We start from the raw sequence: 16005 nt of genomic DNA on the forward strand, positions 1-16005 counted from the left end.
CTTTTTGAGGGGCAAAGGTACAACTTTTTCTCAGTATAGCAACTATTCTGGCGAATATATTTTTTAGTTGGGATGAGCGAGGCAGTGTCCGTTATCGCTCCGTTGTGGCTTCGATAGGGATTGGGTGTTTTTTAACATTTTATATAGTTATGCTAACTCCTTTATTATAAGCGTATAAGAAATTTTTCGTAAAAAATATTGCTTTCTATCCTAAAAAAATCTTAAAAATATTTGTAGGGTTTAAATATTCTTTGTACTTTTACATCGTGAAAATACAGTATAAAAAGCGCAGGTGTTTGACAAGAGAAATAGGATACCACTGGAACCTTCTATATTAAAGGTAGATATCACCAAGGAGGAGCTTGATCGGCTTATGAAAGTGGTGAGGGCATACAGGAAGGAGCATAGGAAGCAAAAGGCTAAAAGGAAGGTAAAGGGTGGCAACGAGTAAGAATATAATATTGATTTACAATGATATATTATTAACAAGATGTTTCACTTTAATATTTAAACCTTATGAAAAACATTTTAGTAACTACCGATTTTTCAGAGAAATCAATTGCTGCATTGCACATAGCAATTGAGTTGGCTAAACAGCACAAAGCGAAGGTGTATGTACTGCACGCTTTGGAATTGCCTATCCGCCTTATTACTGAGACGCAAGTATCTGTGCCTGAGGCTATGTATTTTCTGAATCTGACAAAGCAGCGTTTTGCAGATTTGAAGAAGGAGATAGGTAACGAGGTGCCTTTGCACGACCTTGTAGAGACGCTTCCTGTGGTTGAGGCTGTCAATGAGGCTATTAAGAAGCATAATATCGACCTTGTGTTGATGGGCTCGAATGGGGCATCAGGGGCTAAGGAGCTATTTATTGGTTCGAATGCTGAGAAGGTAATCCGCTCGGCAACGGTGCCTGTGCTGGTGATTAAGAATCCTGATGAAAAGCTCAATATCAAGCACATTATGTTTGGCTGCGACTTTTCGAAGCGTTTCTTGAAGCCTTTTGAGAAGGCTGTGAATTTTGCAAAACTCTTCAACGCTAAGATTGACTTGGTGTACGTCAATACGCCTTATCAGTTCCTCACTACCAGTGAGATTAATGCGCGTATGAAGGAGTTCCTCAGTGAGGAGCATATTTCAATGAAGAAGTTTGATACTTACGTGTACAACGACATACGTGTGGAAACGGGGATCCTCAATTTTGTTAAGGAGCACGATGTGGATCTTATCTGTATGTTCCCTAATGGGCGTAAGGGTATCGCGCACTTCTTTAATGGAAGTATTAGTAGCGACTTGGTGAACCATTCGGATACACCAGTGCTTACGATAAAACTTTAATGTTTGATGATTGACAACTTCATTGGTAAGGGCGCTGATAATGGATGTAGCGAGCTCGCTTAGCAGTTGTTGTTAGATGAACAGAGATCAGGATCAGGGGTCAGGGATCAGGTTGTGCTGCTCGTAGTGAGTGGACGTTGGTTGCTGACTTCTGAGCACTGGTCTCTGATTTATGATTGCTTTTTTCTAATAACTCATAATAATGAATAAATTAATCGCTACACTTTGTGTGGTATTTACTACAAGCTTCGCAACAGCACAGAACTACTGGCAACAGGCTGTGGATTACAAGATGGATGTGCATATCAACGTTAAGAATTATCAGTATAAGGGTACACAACGGCTTGTGTACACGAATAATTCGCCTGATACGCTCAATGTGGTGTTTTATCATCTGTATTTCAATGCCTTTCAACCTGGAAGTGAGATGGATAGTCACCTGCAATCGCTACCTGATCCCGACCCTCGTATGGCTACTAATGTAGGGACGAAAGATAAGCCCCAGTGGGTGAGCCGTATTTCGCAGTTAAAGCCTAATGAGATTGGCTATCTGAAAGTGCTTTCGCTTACTCAGGATGGGCAATCGGTGAGCTATGAGCACGCAAGCACGATTTTAAAAGTGAAGTTGGCAAAGCCTATTTTGCCAAAAGGACAGGCAGTTTTTGAAATGACTTTTGAAGGTCAGGTACCTGTGATGATACGTCGTGCAGGGCGTAATAGTCCTGATGGGGTTGCTCTCTCAATGGCTCAGTGGTATCCTAAGATGGTGGCTTATGACTTTAAAGGTTGGCACGCTACGGAGTACTTAGGACGTGAGTTCTATGGCGTGTGGGGGGACTTTGATGTGAAGATAACGATTGATAAGAATTATATCCTCGGTGGCTCAGGGGTGCTACAGAACCCTAATGAAGTGGGCTGCGGTTATGAAGAAGCAGGGGCAAAAGTGCCTAAGGTGAAAGGCAAGACTAAAACTTGGCATTTTGTAGCGAAACGGGTACACGACTTTACGTGGTCGGCAGACCCTGAGTACGTGCACGATAAGGTTGCCTTGAAGGATGGTAAGACTTTTCACTTCCTTTATAAGAAATACAAGGAGAATTGGAAGCGCATTCAGCCTGAGATGGTAAAGGTGTACGACTTCTATAATACGATTGTCGGTAAATACCCTTGGGAGCAGTACACCTTCTTGCAAGGAGGTGATGGAGGAATGGAGTATGCTATGTGCACGTTGATTGTAGGTAATGAGCGGTATGAGAGTTTGCTTGGGACAGCTATCCACGAGTTGGGGCACGCGTGGTTTCAGCATTTGCTAGGCACGGACGAGGCTACCTATCCGTGGATGGATGAGGGATTTACTTCTTTCATTGAAGATTTGGCAAAGCAACTGGTCATCCATCCTAACAGTGGACATATACCGTTTGGTAATGCTTATAAGGCGTATTTTACCTTAGCCACTTCACAGTTTGACGAAACACCAATTACACACTCCGATAGGTATGCGAGCAACTATGCGTATTCGATTAATTCGTATAGAAAAGGAACGCTCTTCCTCACACAATTGGGGTATATCATTGGCGATAAGGTAGTGATTAAAGCACTGCAAGAGTACTATAAGCAATGGGCATTTAAATCGCCTACGCCTAATGACTTTATTCGTATCGCAGAGAAAGTTTCGGGGATGCAATTGCAGTGGTTTCTCAATGAGTTTATGCAGACCACCCATACGGCTGACTATGCTGTGGAAAGCGTAAAAGCGAAGGGCAATAAGACGGAAATAGTGCTTAAACGCATAGGCAGAATGCCACTACCTATTGATCTTTTTGTGGTAGAGAAGAGCAAGAAAGTGCATTATTACTACATCCCGCTGAGGATGCAGTTTGGCAATAAGCCTAATCCGTATATGCTTTTTGATCAAGAGATAATGCCTGCTTGGGGCTGGGGAAATACGACTTATACTTTGGAGATAAATATGCCTTTGGAGAAAATACAAACGGTAGCCATTGATGCTGATAACCTATCGGTGGACATTAATAAGGCAAATAATGTGTTCCAGAATCCGTAAACTGAGCTTTTCGCTTTATTATAATTTTAATTAGATAAGGAAGGGTATAGTAGTGAGAACTGCTCTACTCTTTTTTATTTTTTTCATCTTAATAATTATTTTTTTCATTTTTATGTTGCTATTTAAAAAAATAGTCGTACCTTTGCAGCCGATAAGTAGATGATGAGGGGACGGTCAGTCCCCTCTTTTTATAGAGAAATGAGTTTAGAAGAGAAGGTTACCGCATTAGTTGATAGCGCTTTAGAGGCTTATCCTGAACTGTTTAGCACTGATATCACAGTGAGTTCGGACAATGTGATCCGAGTGGTTTTGGATGGTGATAAGGGGGTGAACATTGATGATTGTATCCATATTAGCAGGGCAGTAGAAGTGCCGCTTGATGCCGAAGGGTATGATTTTTCATTGGAAGTTACCTCTTATGGTGCCGCTGAGCCTTTCCGCTTAGAGCGTCAATTTAAGAAAAACGCAGGTAGGGAGGTAGAACTTGTCACCATAGGTGGAATAAAACACAAGGGGCTGCTAAAGGGTATTGCTGAAGGTAAGGTAGTTTTAGAGACCGAAACACGTGAGCCCAAGGCTGTTGGCAAAGGCAAAGTAACTGTAAAAAAAGAACATTATTTCGACGTAGAAGAAGTAAAAGAAGCAAAAGTAATCATTAAATTTTAATTGAAGAAAATATGGATAGTCTTGAATTGATTCAGTCATTTTCAGAGTTTAAAGACGATAAATCGATTAACCGTGAGACCTTGATGGCTATTTTAGAGGAAGTGTTTCGCAATACCTTAAAGAAGAAATACGGATCGGATGATAATTTTGTCATTATCATCAATCCTGATAAAGGAGATTTGCAGATATTTCGCAATCGCGTGGTAGTAGAAGATGGAGCTGTAACCAATGATAATCAAGAGATTGAACTGTCAGTAGCACGTAAAATAGAGCCTGACTTTGAGGTGGGTGAAGATGTTTCAGAAGAGATTAAAATTGATGATTTGGGTAGGCGTGCTATTTTGGCGCTACGTCAGAATTTAATTTCGAAGATACACGAGTATGATAGCACGACGATCTATCAGCGATTCAAGGATTTGATAGGTCAGATCTATGTAGGTGAAATTCACCACATTCGCCATAAGGCAATTATCTTGCTGGACGATGAAGGGAATGAGGTAATTCTACCTAAGGAAAAACAGATCCCTTCGGATTTCTTTAAGAAAGGGGAGCACGTACGAGGCATTATTGAGTCGGTAGAGCTAAAAAGCACAAAGCCAACGATTATAATGTCGCGTATATCGCCGTTGTTCTTGGAGCGCTTATTCGAGCAAGAAATACCAGAAATTGCCGATGGCTTGATAACTATCCACAAAGTGGTACGTATCCCTGGCGAGAAGGCTAAGGTGGCTGTAGATTCGTTTGACGACCGTATTGATGCGGTTGGTGCTTGTGTGGGGGTTCGTGGATCGCGCATTCACGGTATTGTTCGTGAACTTGGTAATGAGAACATTGACGTGATACCTTATACTACCAATGCTTCACTGCTTATCAGCAGAGCATTAGCTCCTGCAAAAGTAAGTGAAATAGTACTGAATGAAGAAACGAAACGCGCCGACGTGTACTTAGCAAATGAAGAAGTTTCAAAGGCAATAGGTAAATCGGGGTATAACATACGCTTAGCAAGCCAGCTTTCTGGTTATGAGATAGATGTATATCGTGAAGGCGCTACTGATGAGGATATTGAACTCACTGAGTTTGACGACGAAATAGAAGATTGGGTGATTGAAGAGCTTCAAAAAGCGGGATTAGATACAGCTAAGAGCGTATTGGAATTGAGTGTTGAGGATCTAATGTTACGCACTGACCTTGAAGAAGAAACCATAGTAGAGGTACAGCGTATTTTAGCAGAGGAGTTTAATGGTTAATTACAGTTGTATTTTTACAACTAATTAGACATAAATACAACAATGTAAGTTGTGTTTGGTATAGATTTTGCAGTGAATAGTATAAGTATATAACTTGGTAAGGTGCTTATGCTGGCGTAAGTCGATATAGTAAAAGAAATTAATAGAATAGGGATTCCCCTTTTTTGTGGTAGGGTAAAAAAACAAAGCGTTGGGGGAGTTTTAGACAAATAAGTATGAGTGAGGGAATAACAACCAGATTAAGTAAAGTTTTAAAGGAATTAAACATCTCCTTAGAGACTGCTGTGGATTATCTTAAAAAAGAGAAAGGGGTTGAGATAGAATCCAATCCTAACACAAAGGTTTCTGAGGAAGTGGTAAATCTCCTTTCGAACAAATTTAATGCTGACAAGAGTAAACGTGAGGTTTCGAAAGAGATTGTTGAAGACCAGCGCAAAGCACGGGAAGCTATACGCTTAGAACAAGAAAGAGAGAATGCTGAGAAGCGTAAGCAGCAAGAGCAGGAAGTTATTAAGGCAAAAGCTCAATTGGCAGGATTAAAGCAAGTGGGAAAGATTGATCTTGATGAGAAAAAAGATGAAAAGGCTAATGAGCCTGTAAATCAAAAGAAAGATACAGCACCCAAAACTCAGCTTAATACACAAACTTCTTTAACAAAAGAAGACAAGTCTAAGAAAGAGAAAAAGAAAGGCAACAAAGATGACAATAGCTCACAGGCACCTATAGACCAACCTATTACTCAAAAGAAGAAAGAGGAGAAGTCTAAACAAGAGATAAAAGATACGCCAGAAGTTGGAGTAATTGAGACACAGTATCAAAAGTTGACAGGTCCGAAATTAGTCGGTGAGAAGATTGATTTAAGTCAATTTGAGAAAAAGAAGAAAAAGAAGAAGAAAAACCGTAGTAAAGATAAGGAAGACACACAAGGTACTCAAGCTAGTGAAGGAGGCGAAAAGCGTAAGCGTAAACGCATCATCAAAGATAGTGACCAAAGAAGTGCTTCAGGTAGTCAGAAAGGAGACAAGAAGGCTAAGATATTTACCAAGATAGAGCCTACTGAGGAAGAAGTGCAAAAGCAAGTGCGCGAAACCTTAGAGAAACTGCAAGGGAAGACTACCAAATCCAAAGGGGCTAAGTACCGTAAGGAAAAACGCGATACACATCGCCAGCGTATGGAAGATGAAATCGCTCAACAGGAACAAGAGCAGAGCACACTGAAAGTTACTGAGTTTGTAACTGTAAGCGAGTTGGCAACGATGATGGATGTGCCTGTAAACAAGGTGATCGGGGCTTGTATGACGCTGGGCATAATGGTAACGATGAACCAACGCTTAGATGCTGAAACACTGACCATCGTAGCGGATGAGTTTGGCTTTGATGTAGAGTTTGCTACAGCCAACATCGAAGAGGCTATCCACATTGAGGAGGATGCTCCTGAAGACCTTGTTCCTCGTGCGCCTATCGTAACGGTAATGGGACACGTAGACCACGGGAAGACTTCGTTGCTTGACTATATTCGTAAGGAGAATGTGATTGCAGGCGAAAGTGGTGGTATCACCCAGCACATTGGAGCATACAGCGTAAAACTTGAGAACGGCGAGCGCATTACCTTCCTCGATACCCCTGGGCACGAAGCTTTTACGGCAATGCGTGCACGCGGTACGAAGATCACCGATATTGCCATCATTATGGTGGCTGCAGATGACGATGTGATGCCACAGACCAAGGAAGCTATCAGCCACGCACAAGCTGCGGGTGTGCCCATCATCTTTGCCATCAATAAGATTGATAAGCCAAATGCCAATCCTGATAAGATAAAAGAACAACTCGCTAATATGAACCTCTTAGTAGAGGAATGGGGAGGTAAGATACAGTCGCAGGACATCTCTGCCAAGAAGGGCATTGGCGTGCCTGAACTCTTAGAGAAGGTGCTTTTAGAGGCTGAAATATTAGAGCTAAAAGCGAATCCTAACAAGCCTGCCATCGGTACGGTAGTAGAAGCCTCATTGGACAAAGGGCGCGGCTATGTATCGACTGTGCTAGTGGAAGGAGGTACACTTCATATTGGAGATTACGTATTGGCAGGTACTTGCTCTGGTAAGATACGGGCAATGCACGATGAACGCGGTAAGAAAGTAACTGCTGCAGGCCCTTCAACGCCTATTTCTATCTTAGGGTTAGACGGGGCACCACAGGCAGGGGATAAGTTCTATGTGTTTGAAGATGAGAAAGAGGCAAAACAGATCGTTGCTAAACGTGCACAATTACAGCGTGAACAATCAGTGCGTACACAACGCCATATTACCTTAGACGAAATCGGACGCCGTATTGCCTTGGGCGACTTCAAGCAGCTTAATATCATCCTCAAAGGGGACGTAGATGGCTCAGTAGAAGCCTTAACAGACTCATTCCAGAAACTATCCACAGAGGAAATACAGGTATCGATTATCCACAAGGGTGTGGGTGCTATCACCGAATCGGATGTGCTTTTGGCTTCGGCATCTGATGCCATCATCATTGGCTTTAACGTACGCCCAATGACCAGTGCACGCGCTTTGGCAGAGAAAGAGTCTATTGATATACGCACTTACTCCATCATCTACGATGCTATCAACGACCTGAAAGATGCAATGGAAGGTATGCTCTCACCAGAGTTCAAGGAAGAAGTAACAGGTACGGTTGAGATTCGCGAGCTCTTCAAGATCTCCAAGGTAGGTACCATTGCGGGCTGTATGGTTACCGATGGTAAGATTTACCGCACCTCAAAGATACGTCTCTTACGCGATAACGTAGTGATCTACACCGGCGAGCTCTCTTCACTCAAACGCTTTAAAGACGATGTGAAGGAAGTGAGCAAAGGTTATGATTGCGGTTTGCAAATCAAGAACTACAACGACATTCACGAAGGCGATGTGCTTGAAGCTTATCAAGAGGTAGCCGTGAAGAAGAAGCTGTAGATAGAGAAGAGATAAATCTCATTAAAAGAGCCTCAAGAAATAGTATTCTTGAGGCTCTTTTGATTTTTAAAAATAAAAAACCAGCCCTTTATAGCTGGCTTTTATCATTAATTCCTATTAATTTAATTATGCTTCCAATGGAATGATTGAAACATACGACTTGTTATCGCGTTTCTTCTGAAACTTCACGATACCGTCAACCTTTGCGTGCAGTGTATGGTCTTTGCCAATATACACATTCTCGCCCGCATTGTGCTGCGTACCGCGCTGTCTTACAATAATATTCCCAGCGACCGCTAACTGACCGCCGAATATCTTCACACCTAAGCGTTTAGAGTGTGATTCCCGTCCGTTCTTTGAACTACCGACACCTTTCTTGTGAGCCATTTTCTTCTACTTTTAAAGTTAAAAATTATTTTTCAATACCACCATTAAGCTCATCTTGCCATTTCTTCAGCTCTTCCCACTTGCCTTCAGCAGCTAATTTAGCTTGTGCTGCCCAAGTCTGTGGCTCTAAGTGAGCTAAAGTTGAACTTGCGTTTGTTAAGATGGTTTTAATCTCTTCTGCTGTTTTCTTTGAGAGCTTCGCAAAAGTATCCACACCCGCTGCGGTCAACGCCTCTGCTGCCTTAGGTCCGATGCCTTCTATCTTCTTCAAGTCATCAGCCTTTGCCGCTGGCTTCTCTGCTTTCGCAGGTGCTTTCTCTGCCTTTGCCTTAGGGGCTACACTCGCTCCGCTGGCAACGATGCTCTCAATGGTTAGCTCTGTAAAGCACTGACGATGCCCGTTCTTTACCTTGTAACCTTTGCGTCTCTTTTTCTTGAAGACAAGCACTTTGTCTCCTTTGACGTGTTTCACTACCTTTGCTTCTACTGAAGCTCCGTCTATAGCGGGGGCGCCAACTGTGATCGCACCATTGTTGTCAATAAGGAGCACCTTACCAAAGGCTACCTTCTCCCCTTCATTGGCTTGCAAACGATGTACATACACCTTCTGGTCTTTGCTAACTTTAAACTGTTGCCCTGCTATCTCTACAATTGCATACATAGTTTATTATTATATACTGTTAAAATCGGGCGCAAAATTACAAAGAATATTCCAAACTGCCAAACTTTTTTTAATGCATAATGCATAATGCATAATGCATAATTTCATAACTTACTGTTTTTCAAGAATAAATAAGGTAAAAAATAATTAAATAATATTTCTAAAAAAATGAGGCTAACACACCTTTTAAGCGCGTTAGCCCATTATACATTGTGCATTATACATTAATACGAGTGCTCATCTAACTGCACCTTGCCTCTAAACACCTTATACGCGAAGTAGGTGTAAGCGAGGAGCAGTGGGGTACCAATGCCTCCAATAATGAGCATTACCCCCAGCGACTTATCGGTAGCAGCAGCATTGTACACGGTGATTGCCCCCGTTGGGTCGCCTGTGCTGCGCAAGAAGATAGGGTGCAAATTGAGTGCCACCAATGCCATCAGCATCACAATGGTCAGTGCCGAACTCACAAAAGCCTTACCAAAAGCCTTCTTTTTGAGGAACAGCGGAATGCAAAGTGCCACCACATACGTGAGCACAGAGGCTACAATGAGTGCCGTACTGCCTGTGATATTCGCTGCCAAGTGCGGTGTGGCAAAGGTATAAATAGTTGCCCCAATAAGCAGTAATAAGAACAAACAGAATGCCCCCATCACGCGCTTTTCGAGCTTATCGTGAATCGTGCCGTGGGTCTTCATCAGCAGATACAACCCGCCGTGCACCACAAAGATAAACAGCGTTACCGCCCCCGTAACGAGCGAATAAGGATTGAGGAAGCCAAAGAGTGCCCCATATAAGCCCTCGCCAGTGTACTCGTGGTTAGCGTCCAAAGGCAAGCCTTGTAGCACATTGCCCAGCACTACCCCCAGCAAGAACGCCAACACTACACTCGATACCGAGTAAGCCGTATCCCACATATTGCGCCACCATTGCATCGGCTCCTTGCCGCGAAACTCAATCGAAATCGCCCTGAATATCAAGAAAATGAGAAACAACATAAAAGGCGTATTCATCGCTGAAAACAGCGAAGCATACATCACGGGGAAGCCTGCAAAAATCGATGCCCCACCGATCACTAACCACGCCTCGTTGCCGTCCCACACGGGTCCGATGGCATTGAGTGCCACACGGCGTTCGTCGTTCTCCTTATGGTTATCTAAAAATAAATGCCACGCGGCAGCTCCAAAGTCAAAGCCGTCCAAAATACCGTAGCCTGTAATCAAAAAGCCTACTACAATAAACCACCACGTAGGGTACATCACCCCTAAGAAAGTAGCCGAGTGGCCTGCATAATCTATTGCTGTGTTTAATAATATCGGTGCCATAATCTACGCTGTTAAAGGTTCTGTACTATCGCTATGCTCTTCAATGCCGTGCTTTATCTTCTTGTTCATCAAGTAGATAAAGAGCACAAACAAGATGCTGTACACCACCGAGAAGAGGATGATGGCAAACAACACCTGATTGGCAGTTACCGCTTTAGAGAGCGCATCGCTGGTGCGCAACAGGCGGTACACAATCCAAGGCTGACGCCCTACTTCCGCAGCAAACCACCCTACTTGGTTGCCTATCTGCGGTAAGATCACCGCCCACACAAAGGCGTGCAACAACCATCGCTTTTCAAAGAGTTTACCCTTCCACAGGTAGTACAATGCGATGAGCGTTAAGAGAATCATCAAGCAGCCTACAGCTACCATCGCGTGATAGTATTGGAATACTGAATTCAGAGGTCCTGGCACATCTTCCTTCTTAAACTCATTCAAGCCCGTTACAGGGTGCTGCGTATCGTACTCCAACATATACGACAGCCCTCCAGGTATTTTAATCCCGTGGGTCTCTTGCTTTTCCTTATCTACCCAGCCAAGGATATATAAGTCAGCAGGACCTGTCTCAAAGTGCCCTTCTAAGGCAGCCAGCTTCTCAGGCTGGTTCTTCGCTACCCCATCGGCAGTGCTGTGCCCTGAAAGCAATTGCAAGAGGCAAACTACCGTAGCGATGATGAGCGTTACCTTAAAGGCTTTTTTGGAAATCTCCACGTGACGCCCTTTGAGCAGATACCACGCGTGCACACTCAGCACAAGGAAAATCCCTGCCAGCCAAGCCCCTTGCCATACGTGCCAAATACGGTCTACACTCGAGGGGTTAAACACCATCGCCCAGAAGTCAGTAATCACCGCCTTCTCTTGACCAAACACGCCCTTATTGGCGATTTCGTAACCCGCAGGAGTCTGTTGCCAACTATTAGCAATGACAATCCATATCGCCGAAATCATCGAGCCGAGCCATACGCCCAGCGTAGCCATAAAGTGCCAGAAAGGTTTTACCCTATTCCAGCCGAAAAGCACGATACCAAGGCAGGTACTCTCCAAGGCAAAAGCAAACACCCCTTCGGCGGCAAGCGCACTCCCAAAGATGTCGCCCACATAGCGCGAGTAAGTCGCCCAATTGGTACCGAACTCAAACTCCATTACCACCCCTGTTGCCACCCCAATGGCGAAGGTGATGGAGAAAATGCGCGTCCAAAAGCGAGCCAAAGTGTCGTACTGCTGGTCGCCTGTACGCAAAAATAGCCCCTTGAACACCACCATCAACAGCCCCAGCCCTATGCTCAGCGGCGGATAGATGTAATGGAAACTGATCGTAATCGCGAATTGTATTCGCGCCAGTATTTCTGTATCCATAGTGTGAATTGAAATTAATTAGTGATTATTAAATATTTGAATGTGTAAAATGCATACACAATTCCAAACGCAAAAGTACATTATCAAACAAAAATAGCCTACAAAAATCTTAAATATAGCTAAAATTTATACTCTTTCTAAATAACAAAAATATCATCGCCTTATTAAATGAATGAGTAAAACAGTAAACATATATCGTTATCCTTTGTAAATAAGACAATCATACGTTAATAAAAACAAACCATCAACAAAATATTCTAAATAATACAAAACCGTCACTATTTGAACTATGAAACGCCAAACGCTAAAAAATACTTCCTCAACGAACCGACAACGAACCCAGAACGGACAAAACCACCTTTCTCCTGCTCCAGACAACGCTATTATCTCCTACCTATTTCCTATTTACCAAAAAAGTCATACCTTTGCCACCCAATTCTATTGAGAAACATCTAAAATACACTAAACAATGAAATACAGTAATTTAATACTCTTACTCAGTTTCTTGTGTCTTAACCTCACCTCGGCTCAAGACAACTCCCCCCTATTCAAAAAGATAGAAACCGCCTTCAAAGTCGATAAAAACAAAGTGTTGTGGCAGTACTACTCCGAGCAAACCCTCAAAGGCGAACACCCCTATAAGGTCATAGCCTTCCCGCTGATCAAAGAAACCAACTACGGAAGTAAGAACCTTTTCAGCACTTACCTGCTCGTCTATAACCCTGAGAAGGACGCCTTCATATACACCTTCATAGGTGATGGTGATTTACACGAAACACCCACCAAGCATTTTCAAGGGTTTGAGGTGATGCCCAATACGCTTATGCTCAACAAAAAAACTACGGCTTTGCAAGTAAAACTCTTCTTCTCGAATTTTAACCGAAAAACTCCTACTGGCGAAGCCCTTATCGAGTGGTATATTCCCAAAGGCAAAAAGCTCAGGAAGGTGCTTTCCACCCCTGTGTCGCATTATGAAGGTAAGGTAGTCAGCACCCCATCGCAGCCCTGCGGTGGCACTATGGAAGAGCGCAGTGCCCACATAGCCCTAACTGAGCAACTCGTCAAAGGCTTCTTCACCGTACAGATCACTACCACTATCGAACACAAAGCCATTGTGCCCGACACCGAGGGCTGCACCGAAAAACTCCTCTCCACCGACACGGTTACAGAGGAGTGGCATTACACCAAAAAAGGCTATACCCCATAATCCCAAATTCAGCTTTTAGGCAATAGCTTTTAGGCAATAGCTTTTAGCTTTTAGAGCTAGCGCGCTGAGCTAACGTACTAAAGACTTGTTGCCAAGAAGTTAGCAGTAGTTCACAGCCAATTAATTAGTTTGAGTAGGTAGTCCTGATGTGCAATCTGGGTTTGAATAACCGATTTTCAACAATATACAATCCTCTAATCCTTAGCCCCTAACCCCTAATACAATGAACGACATTTTATACCGTATTGCCCTAAAAAAAATGCCCCTCATCGGGGATATCACTGCCAAGAAGCTCATCAACCACTTTGGCAGTGCTGAGAACGTCTTTGCCCAAAAGCGACAAAACCTTGAGAAGGTGATTGGCATAGGGGCAAAGATTAGTAAAAACTTTGCCTCGGCGGACTATCTGCGGCAGGCAGAGGCAGAACTCACCTTTTGTCAGCAGCACAACATCCGTATATTTACTTACACTGACCCCGATTACCCCGCACTTCTGGGGCAGTGTCTCGATAGCCCTGTGGTATTTTACCAGCGTGGCAATGTCAATCTCACCAATAAGCGCATCCTCAGTGTGGTGGGCACACGGCAAGTAACCCCTTACGGCATTGCCACCTGTGAGCAACTTATTGAGGCTTTGGCACCCTTGGGTGTGGTGGTGGTCAGCGGCTTTGCTTATGGGGTGGATATCACCGCACATAAGGCAGCCGTAAAGCACAAGCTGCAAACGGTCGCCTGCTTAGCCCACGGGCTGCACATCATCTACCCCAAGGTGCACAGCAAGTACTGCGCTGAGATAGAGTACAACGGCGGCTTCATCACCGATTTCGGACACCTTTGCGACTTCGACCGCAAGAACTTCCTTGCGCGTAACCGCATCATTGCAGGCTTGGCAGAGGCTACGGTAGTCATCGAGTCAGGACGCAAAGGAGGAAGCCTTGTAACAGCAGACATTGCCAACGCTTATGGTAGGGAAGTGTTTGCCGTGCCAGGGCGTATCACCGATACGTACAGCACAGGTTGCAATGAGCTGATCGCCAGCGACAAAGCCCACGCTCTGCTCTCAGCCGAGAGCCTCATTGAGCGTCTCCAATGGCGATTTGCCCAGCCCAAAGCCATACAACAACAGCTCTTTTTCAACCTTTCGGGCGATGAACAGCGCGTCTACGATTTTCTCAAAGCTCACGGCAAGCAAACCCTCGATGAGCTCGCCTCTGCACTGCAACAGCCTATTTACCAACTTTCACCCCTGCTCGTACAATTAGAGATGAAAGGCGCACTACGCCCGCTCCCAGGCAAAATGTTTGAAAGTGTAGGGTAATATGCGCAAAATCATTCACATCGATATGGATGCCTTCTTTGCGTCTGTTGAGCAGCTCGACTTCCCATACTTACGTGGGAAGGCAATTGCTGTGGGCGGTGCTGAAGCCCGTGGGGTAGTGGCAGCTGCCAGCTACGAGGCGCGCAAATACGGCGTGCGCAGTGCGATGAGTGGTGTGCAAGCACGCAAACGCTGTCCACACCTCATCTTTATGCCTCCGCGCTTTGAGCGATACAAGCAGATTTCAATGCAAATACGCGCCATCTTCCACGAATATACCGACTTGGTGGAACCTCTTTCTCTCGACGAGGCTTATTTAGACGTTACGGTCAATAAGAAGAACAACCCCTCAGCTACGCTTATCGCTCAGGAAATACGCGAGCGCATCTTTCGTGAAACGGGGCTTACTGCCTCTGCGGGCATCTCCTTCAATAAGTTTGTAGCAAAGATTGCCAGCGACTACAACAAACCCAATGGGCAAAAGACCGTTACCCAAGCCGAAGTACAGGATTTCTTAGACAATCTCGATATTAAGAAGTTCTATGGTGTGGGTAAGGTTACGGCGATGAAGATGTATGAACACCATATTTTTACGGGGAAAGACTTGCGTGAGCAATCGCTTGAATACTTAGAGAAGCACTTTGGCAACAGTGGGGCTTACTACTACCAGCTGGCGCGGGGTATTCATCACGGCGAAGTGGTGCCTTATCGCGAACCTAAGTCCATAGGTACGGAGCACACCTTTGCTCAGAACCTCACCAGCGAAATCTATATGGAGGAAAAGCTCGCCCTGATTGCCGACGAACTCACTGAGCGGTTGCAACGGCGAAAGCTATCGGGCAGGACGATTACGCTAAAGATAAAGTACAGCAATTTCACGCTGCATACTCGCAGCAAAACCCTCGACCACTACATCAGCAGCAAGGATGAAATACTGCAACACATCCGCGAGCTGCTCTACCAGCAACCCTTTGAGGAGTCGGTACGCCTATTGGGCATCTCACTTTCTAACTTCAACAACACCGAAACCGATGCGCCAGCAACTGCGCAAAAGCCCGAGTACGTACAGCTGAAACTTATCTTTCCTAATTTTGAGAATTAACGCCCTAATACAGGGGCTTATCACCAACTACCTCAGATACTAAAACAGGAAAAAGTACTGCACAGAGATAAAGCTAACTTAAAACCGAGATGAAACCGAGATGAAACCGAGATAAGACCCCCAAAAAAACAGTAAGGCAGAAACTTTAAAAACCGCTATTTGCAGAAAAATAAACCAATATATTAAAGAGCAGAGAGTAATGAGTAATGAGTAGAGAAAGTGACACGAGCTGGTGCAGCAGCAGTATGTGAAGACCACTGCCCCCTGACCTCTGACCCCTAACCCCTAACCCCTCCCCTTTTTCTTAAAAATGCGTTAAAGTTTTTTAAAAAATGCGTTAAATTTAATAAAAGCCTTGCCCATCTCAATATTTTGTTAT

General features: G+C 44.2%; 13 protein-coding genes. 9 read left to right on the plus strand and 4 right to left on the minus strand.

Annotated features, from left to right (window positions below):
- The first annotated feature begins 292 nt into the window (after positions 1-292).
- The 6 genes from AXF12_RS12335 (at position 293) to infB (ending at position 8270) form a co-directional block, all read left to right on the plus strand.
- A complete protein-coding gene (locus AXF12_RS12335) occupies positions 293-451 on the plus strand; it encodes a hypothetical protein (protein WP_159429710.1) in 159 nt (52 codons plus the stop codon).
- A 65-nt stretch (positions 452-516) separates the two neighbouring features.
- Positions 517-1338 (plus strand): universal stress protein, encoded by an 822-nt coding sequence (locus AXF12_RS10125; RefSeq protein WP_066430793.1) that lies wholly within the window; start codon positions 517-519, stop codon positions 1336-1338.
- Positions 1339-1540: 202 nt separating this feature from the next.
- A complete protein-coding gene (locus AXF12_RS10130) occupies positions 1541-3400 on the plus strand; it encodes a M1 family metallopeptidase (RefSeq protein WP_066430796.1) in 1860 nt (619 codons plus the stop codon).
- A gap of 198 nt (positions 3401-3598) precedes the next feature.
- Positions 3599-4066, plus strand: a complete 468-nt coding sequence (rimP, locus tag AXF12_RS10135) for a ribosome assembly cofactor RimP (RefSeq protein WP_066430798.1) — start codon at positions 3599-3601, stop codon at positions 4064-4066.
- Between the two features lie 11 nt (positions 4067-4077).
- Positions 4078-5313: a transcription termination factor NusA gene (nusA, locus tag AXF12_RS10140; protein ID WP_066430800.1), complete on the plus strand. Its 1236-nt coding sequence runs from the start codon at positions 4078-4080 to the stop codon at positions 5311-5313.
- 215 nt (positions 5314-5528) lie between these two features.
- Entirely contained in the window at positions 5529-8270 is a 2742-nt protein-coding gene (gene infB, locus AXF12_RS10145; RefSeq protein WP_066430803.1) for a translation initiation factor IF-2, read from the plus strand.
- A gap of 126 nt (positions 8271-8396) precedes the next feature.
- Here infB and rpmA read toward each other — a convergent pair whose 3' ends face one another.
- The 4 genes from rpmA to AXF12_RS10165 all read right to left on the minus strand — a co-directional run bounded on the left by rpmA (position 8397) and on the right by AXF12_RS10165 (position 11999).
- Positions 8397-8657 (minus strand): 50S ribosomal protein L27, encoded by a 261-nt coding sequence (gene rpmA / locus AXF12_RS10150; protein WP_066430805.1) that lies wholly within the window; start codon positions 8655-8657, stop codon positions 8397-8399.
- A gap of 25 nt (positions 8658-8682) precedes the next feature.
- Positions 8683-9318, minus strand: coding sequence for a 50S ribosomal protein L21 (gene rplU, locus AXF12_RS10155; RefSeq protein WP_066430810.1), 636 nt, complete (start codon positions 9316-9318; stop codon positions 8683-8685).
- 224 nt (positions 9319-9542) lie between these two features.
- Positions 9543-10643 (minus strand): cytochrome d ubiquinol oxidase subunit II, encoded by a 1101-nt coding sequence (gene cydB, locus AXF12_RS10160; RefSeq protein WP_066430812.1) that lies wholly within the window; start codon positions 10641-10643, stop codon positions 9543-9545.
- A 3-nt stretch (positions 10644-10646) separates the two neighbouring features.
- Positions 10647-11999, minus strand: a complete 1353-nt coding sequence (locus tag AXF12_RS10165) for a cytochrome ubiquinol oxidase subunit I (RefSeq protein WP_066430813.1) — start codon at positions 11997-11999, stop codon at positions 10647-10649.
- 469 nt (positions 12000-12468) lie between these two features.
- Between AXF12_RS10165 and AXF12_RS10170 the strand changes: the two genes are divergently transcribed.
- From AXF12_RS10170 to dinB, 3 genes are all read left to right on the plus strand, one after another.
- Positions 12469-13206, plus strand: a complete 738-nt coding sequence (locus AXF12_RS10170; RefSeq protein ID WP_066430817.1) for a hypothetical protein — start codon at positions 12469-12471, stop codon at positions 13204-13206.
- Between the two features lie 223 nt (positions 13207-13429).
- Positions 13430-14524 carry a DNA-processing protein DprA gene (gene dprA, locus AXF12_RS10175; protein ID WP_066430819.1) on the plus strand — a complete coding sequence of 365 codons (1095 nt, stop codon included), beginning with the start codon at positions 13430-13432 and terminating at the stop codon, positions 14522-14524.
- Between the two features lies 1 nt (position 14525).
- Positions 14526-15626 carry a DNA polymerase IV gene (dinB, locus tag AXF12_RS10180; protein WP_074860799.1) on the plus strand — a complete coding sequence of 367 codons (1101 nt, stop codon included), beginning with the start codon at positions 14526-14528 and terminating at the stop codon, positions 15624-15626.
- The last annotated feature ends 379 nt before the right edge of the window (positions 15627-16005 follow it).

Origin of the sequence: Capnocytophaga haemolytica, from assembly GCF_001553545.1 — a bacterium.
Taxonomy (GTDB): domain Bacteria; phylum Bacteroidota; class Bacteroidia; order Flavobacteriales; family Flavobacteriaceae; genus Capnocytophaga; species Capnocytophaga haemolytica.

Excerpts from the sequence above, each read along its gene's own strand:
- AXF12_RS10125 (WP_066430793.1), top strand. The coding sequence starts at position 517 with ATGAAAAACATTTTAGTAACTACCGATTTTTCAGAGAAATCAATTGCT.
- AXF12_RS10130 (WP_066430796.1), top strand. The coding sequence starts at position 1,541 with ATGAATAAATTAATCGCTACACTTTGTGTGGTATTTACTACAAGCTTC.
- rimP (WP_066430798.1), top strand. The coding sequence starts at position 3,599 with ATGAGTTTAGAAGAGAAGGTTACCGCATTAGTTGATAGCGCTTTAGAG.
- nusA (WP_066430800.1), top strand. The coding sequence starts at position 4,078 with ATGGATAGTCTTGAATTGATTCAGTCATTTTCAGAGTTTAAAGACGAT.
- infB (WP_066430803.1), top strand. The coding sequence starts at position 5,529 with ATGAGTGAGGGAATAACAACCAGATTAAGTAAAGTTTTAAAGGAATTA.
- rpmA (WP_066430805.1), bottom strand. The coding sequence starts at position 8,657 with ATGGCTCACAAGAAAGGTGTCGGTAGTTCAAAGAACGGACGGGAATCA.
- rplU (WP_066430810.1), bottom strand. The coding sequence starts at position 9,318 with ATGTATGCAATTGTAGAGATAGCAGGGCAACAGTTTAAAGTTAGCAAA.
- cydB (WP_066430812.1), bottom strand. The coding sequence starts at position 10,643 with ATGGCACCGATATTATTAAACACAGCAATAGATTATGCAGGCCACTCG.
- AXF12_RS10165 (WP_066430813.1), bottom strand. The coding sequence starts at position 11,999 with ATGGATACAGAAATACTGGCGCGAATACAATTCGCGATTACGATCAGT.
- AXF12_RS10170 (WP_066430817.1), top strand. The coding sequence starts at position 12,469 with ATGAAATACAGTAATTTAATACTCTTACTCAGTTTCTTGTGTCTTAAC.
- dprA (WP_066430819.1), top strand. The coding sequence starts at position 13,430 with ATGAACGACATTTTATACCGTATTGCCCTAAAAAAAATGCCCCTCATC.
- dinB (WP_074860799.1), top strand. The coding sequence starts at position 14,526 with ATGCGCAAAATCATTCACATCGATATGGATGCCTTCTTTGCGTCTGTT.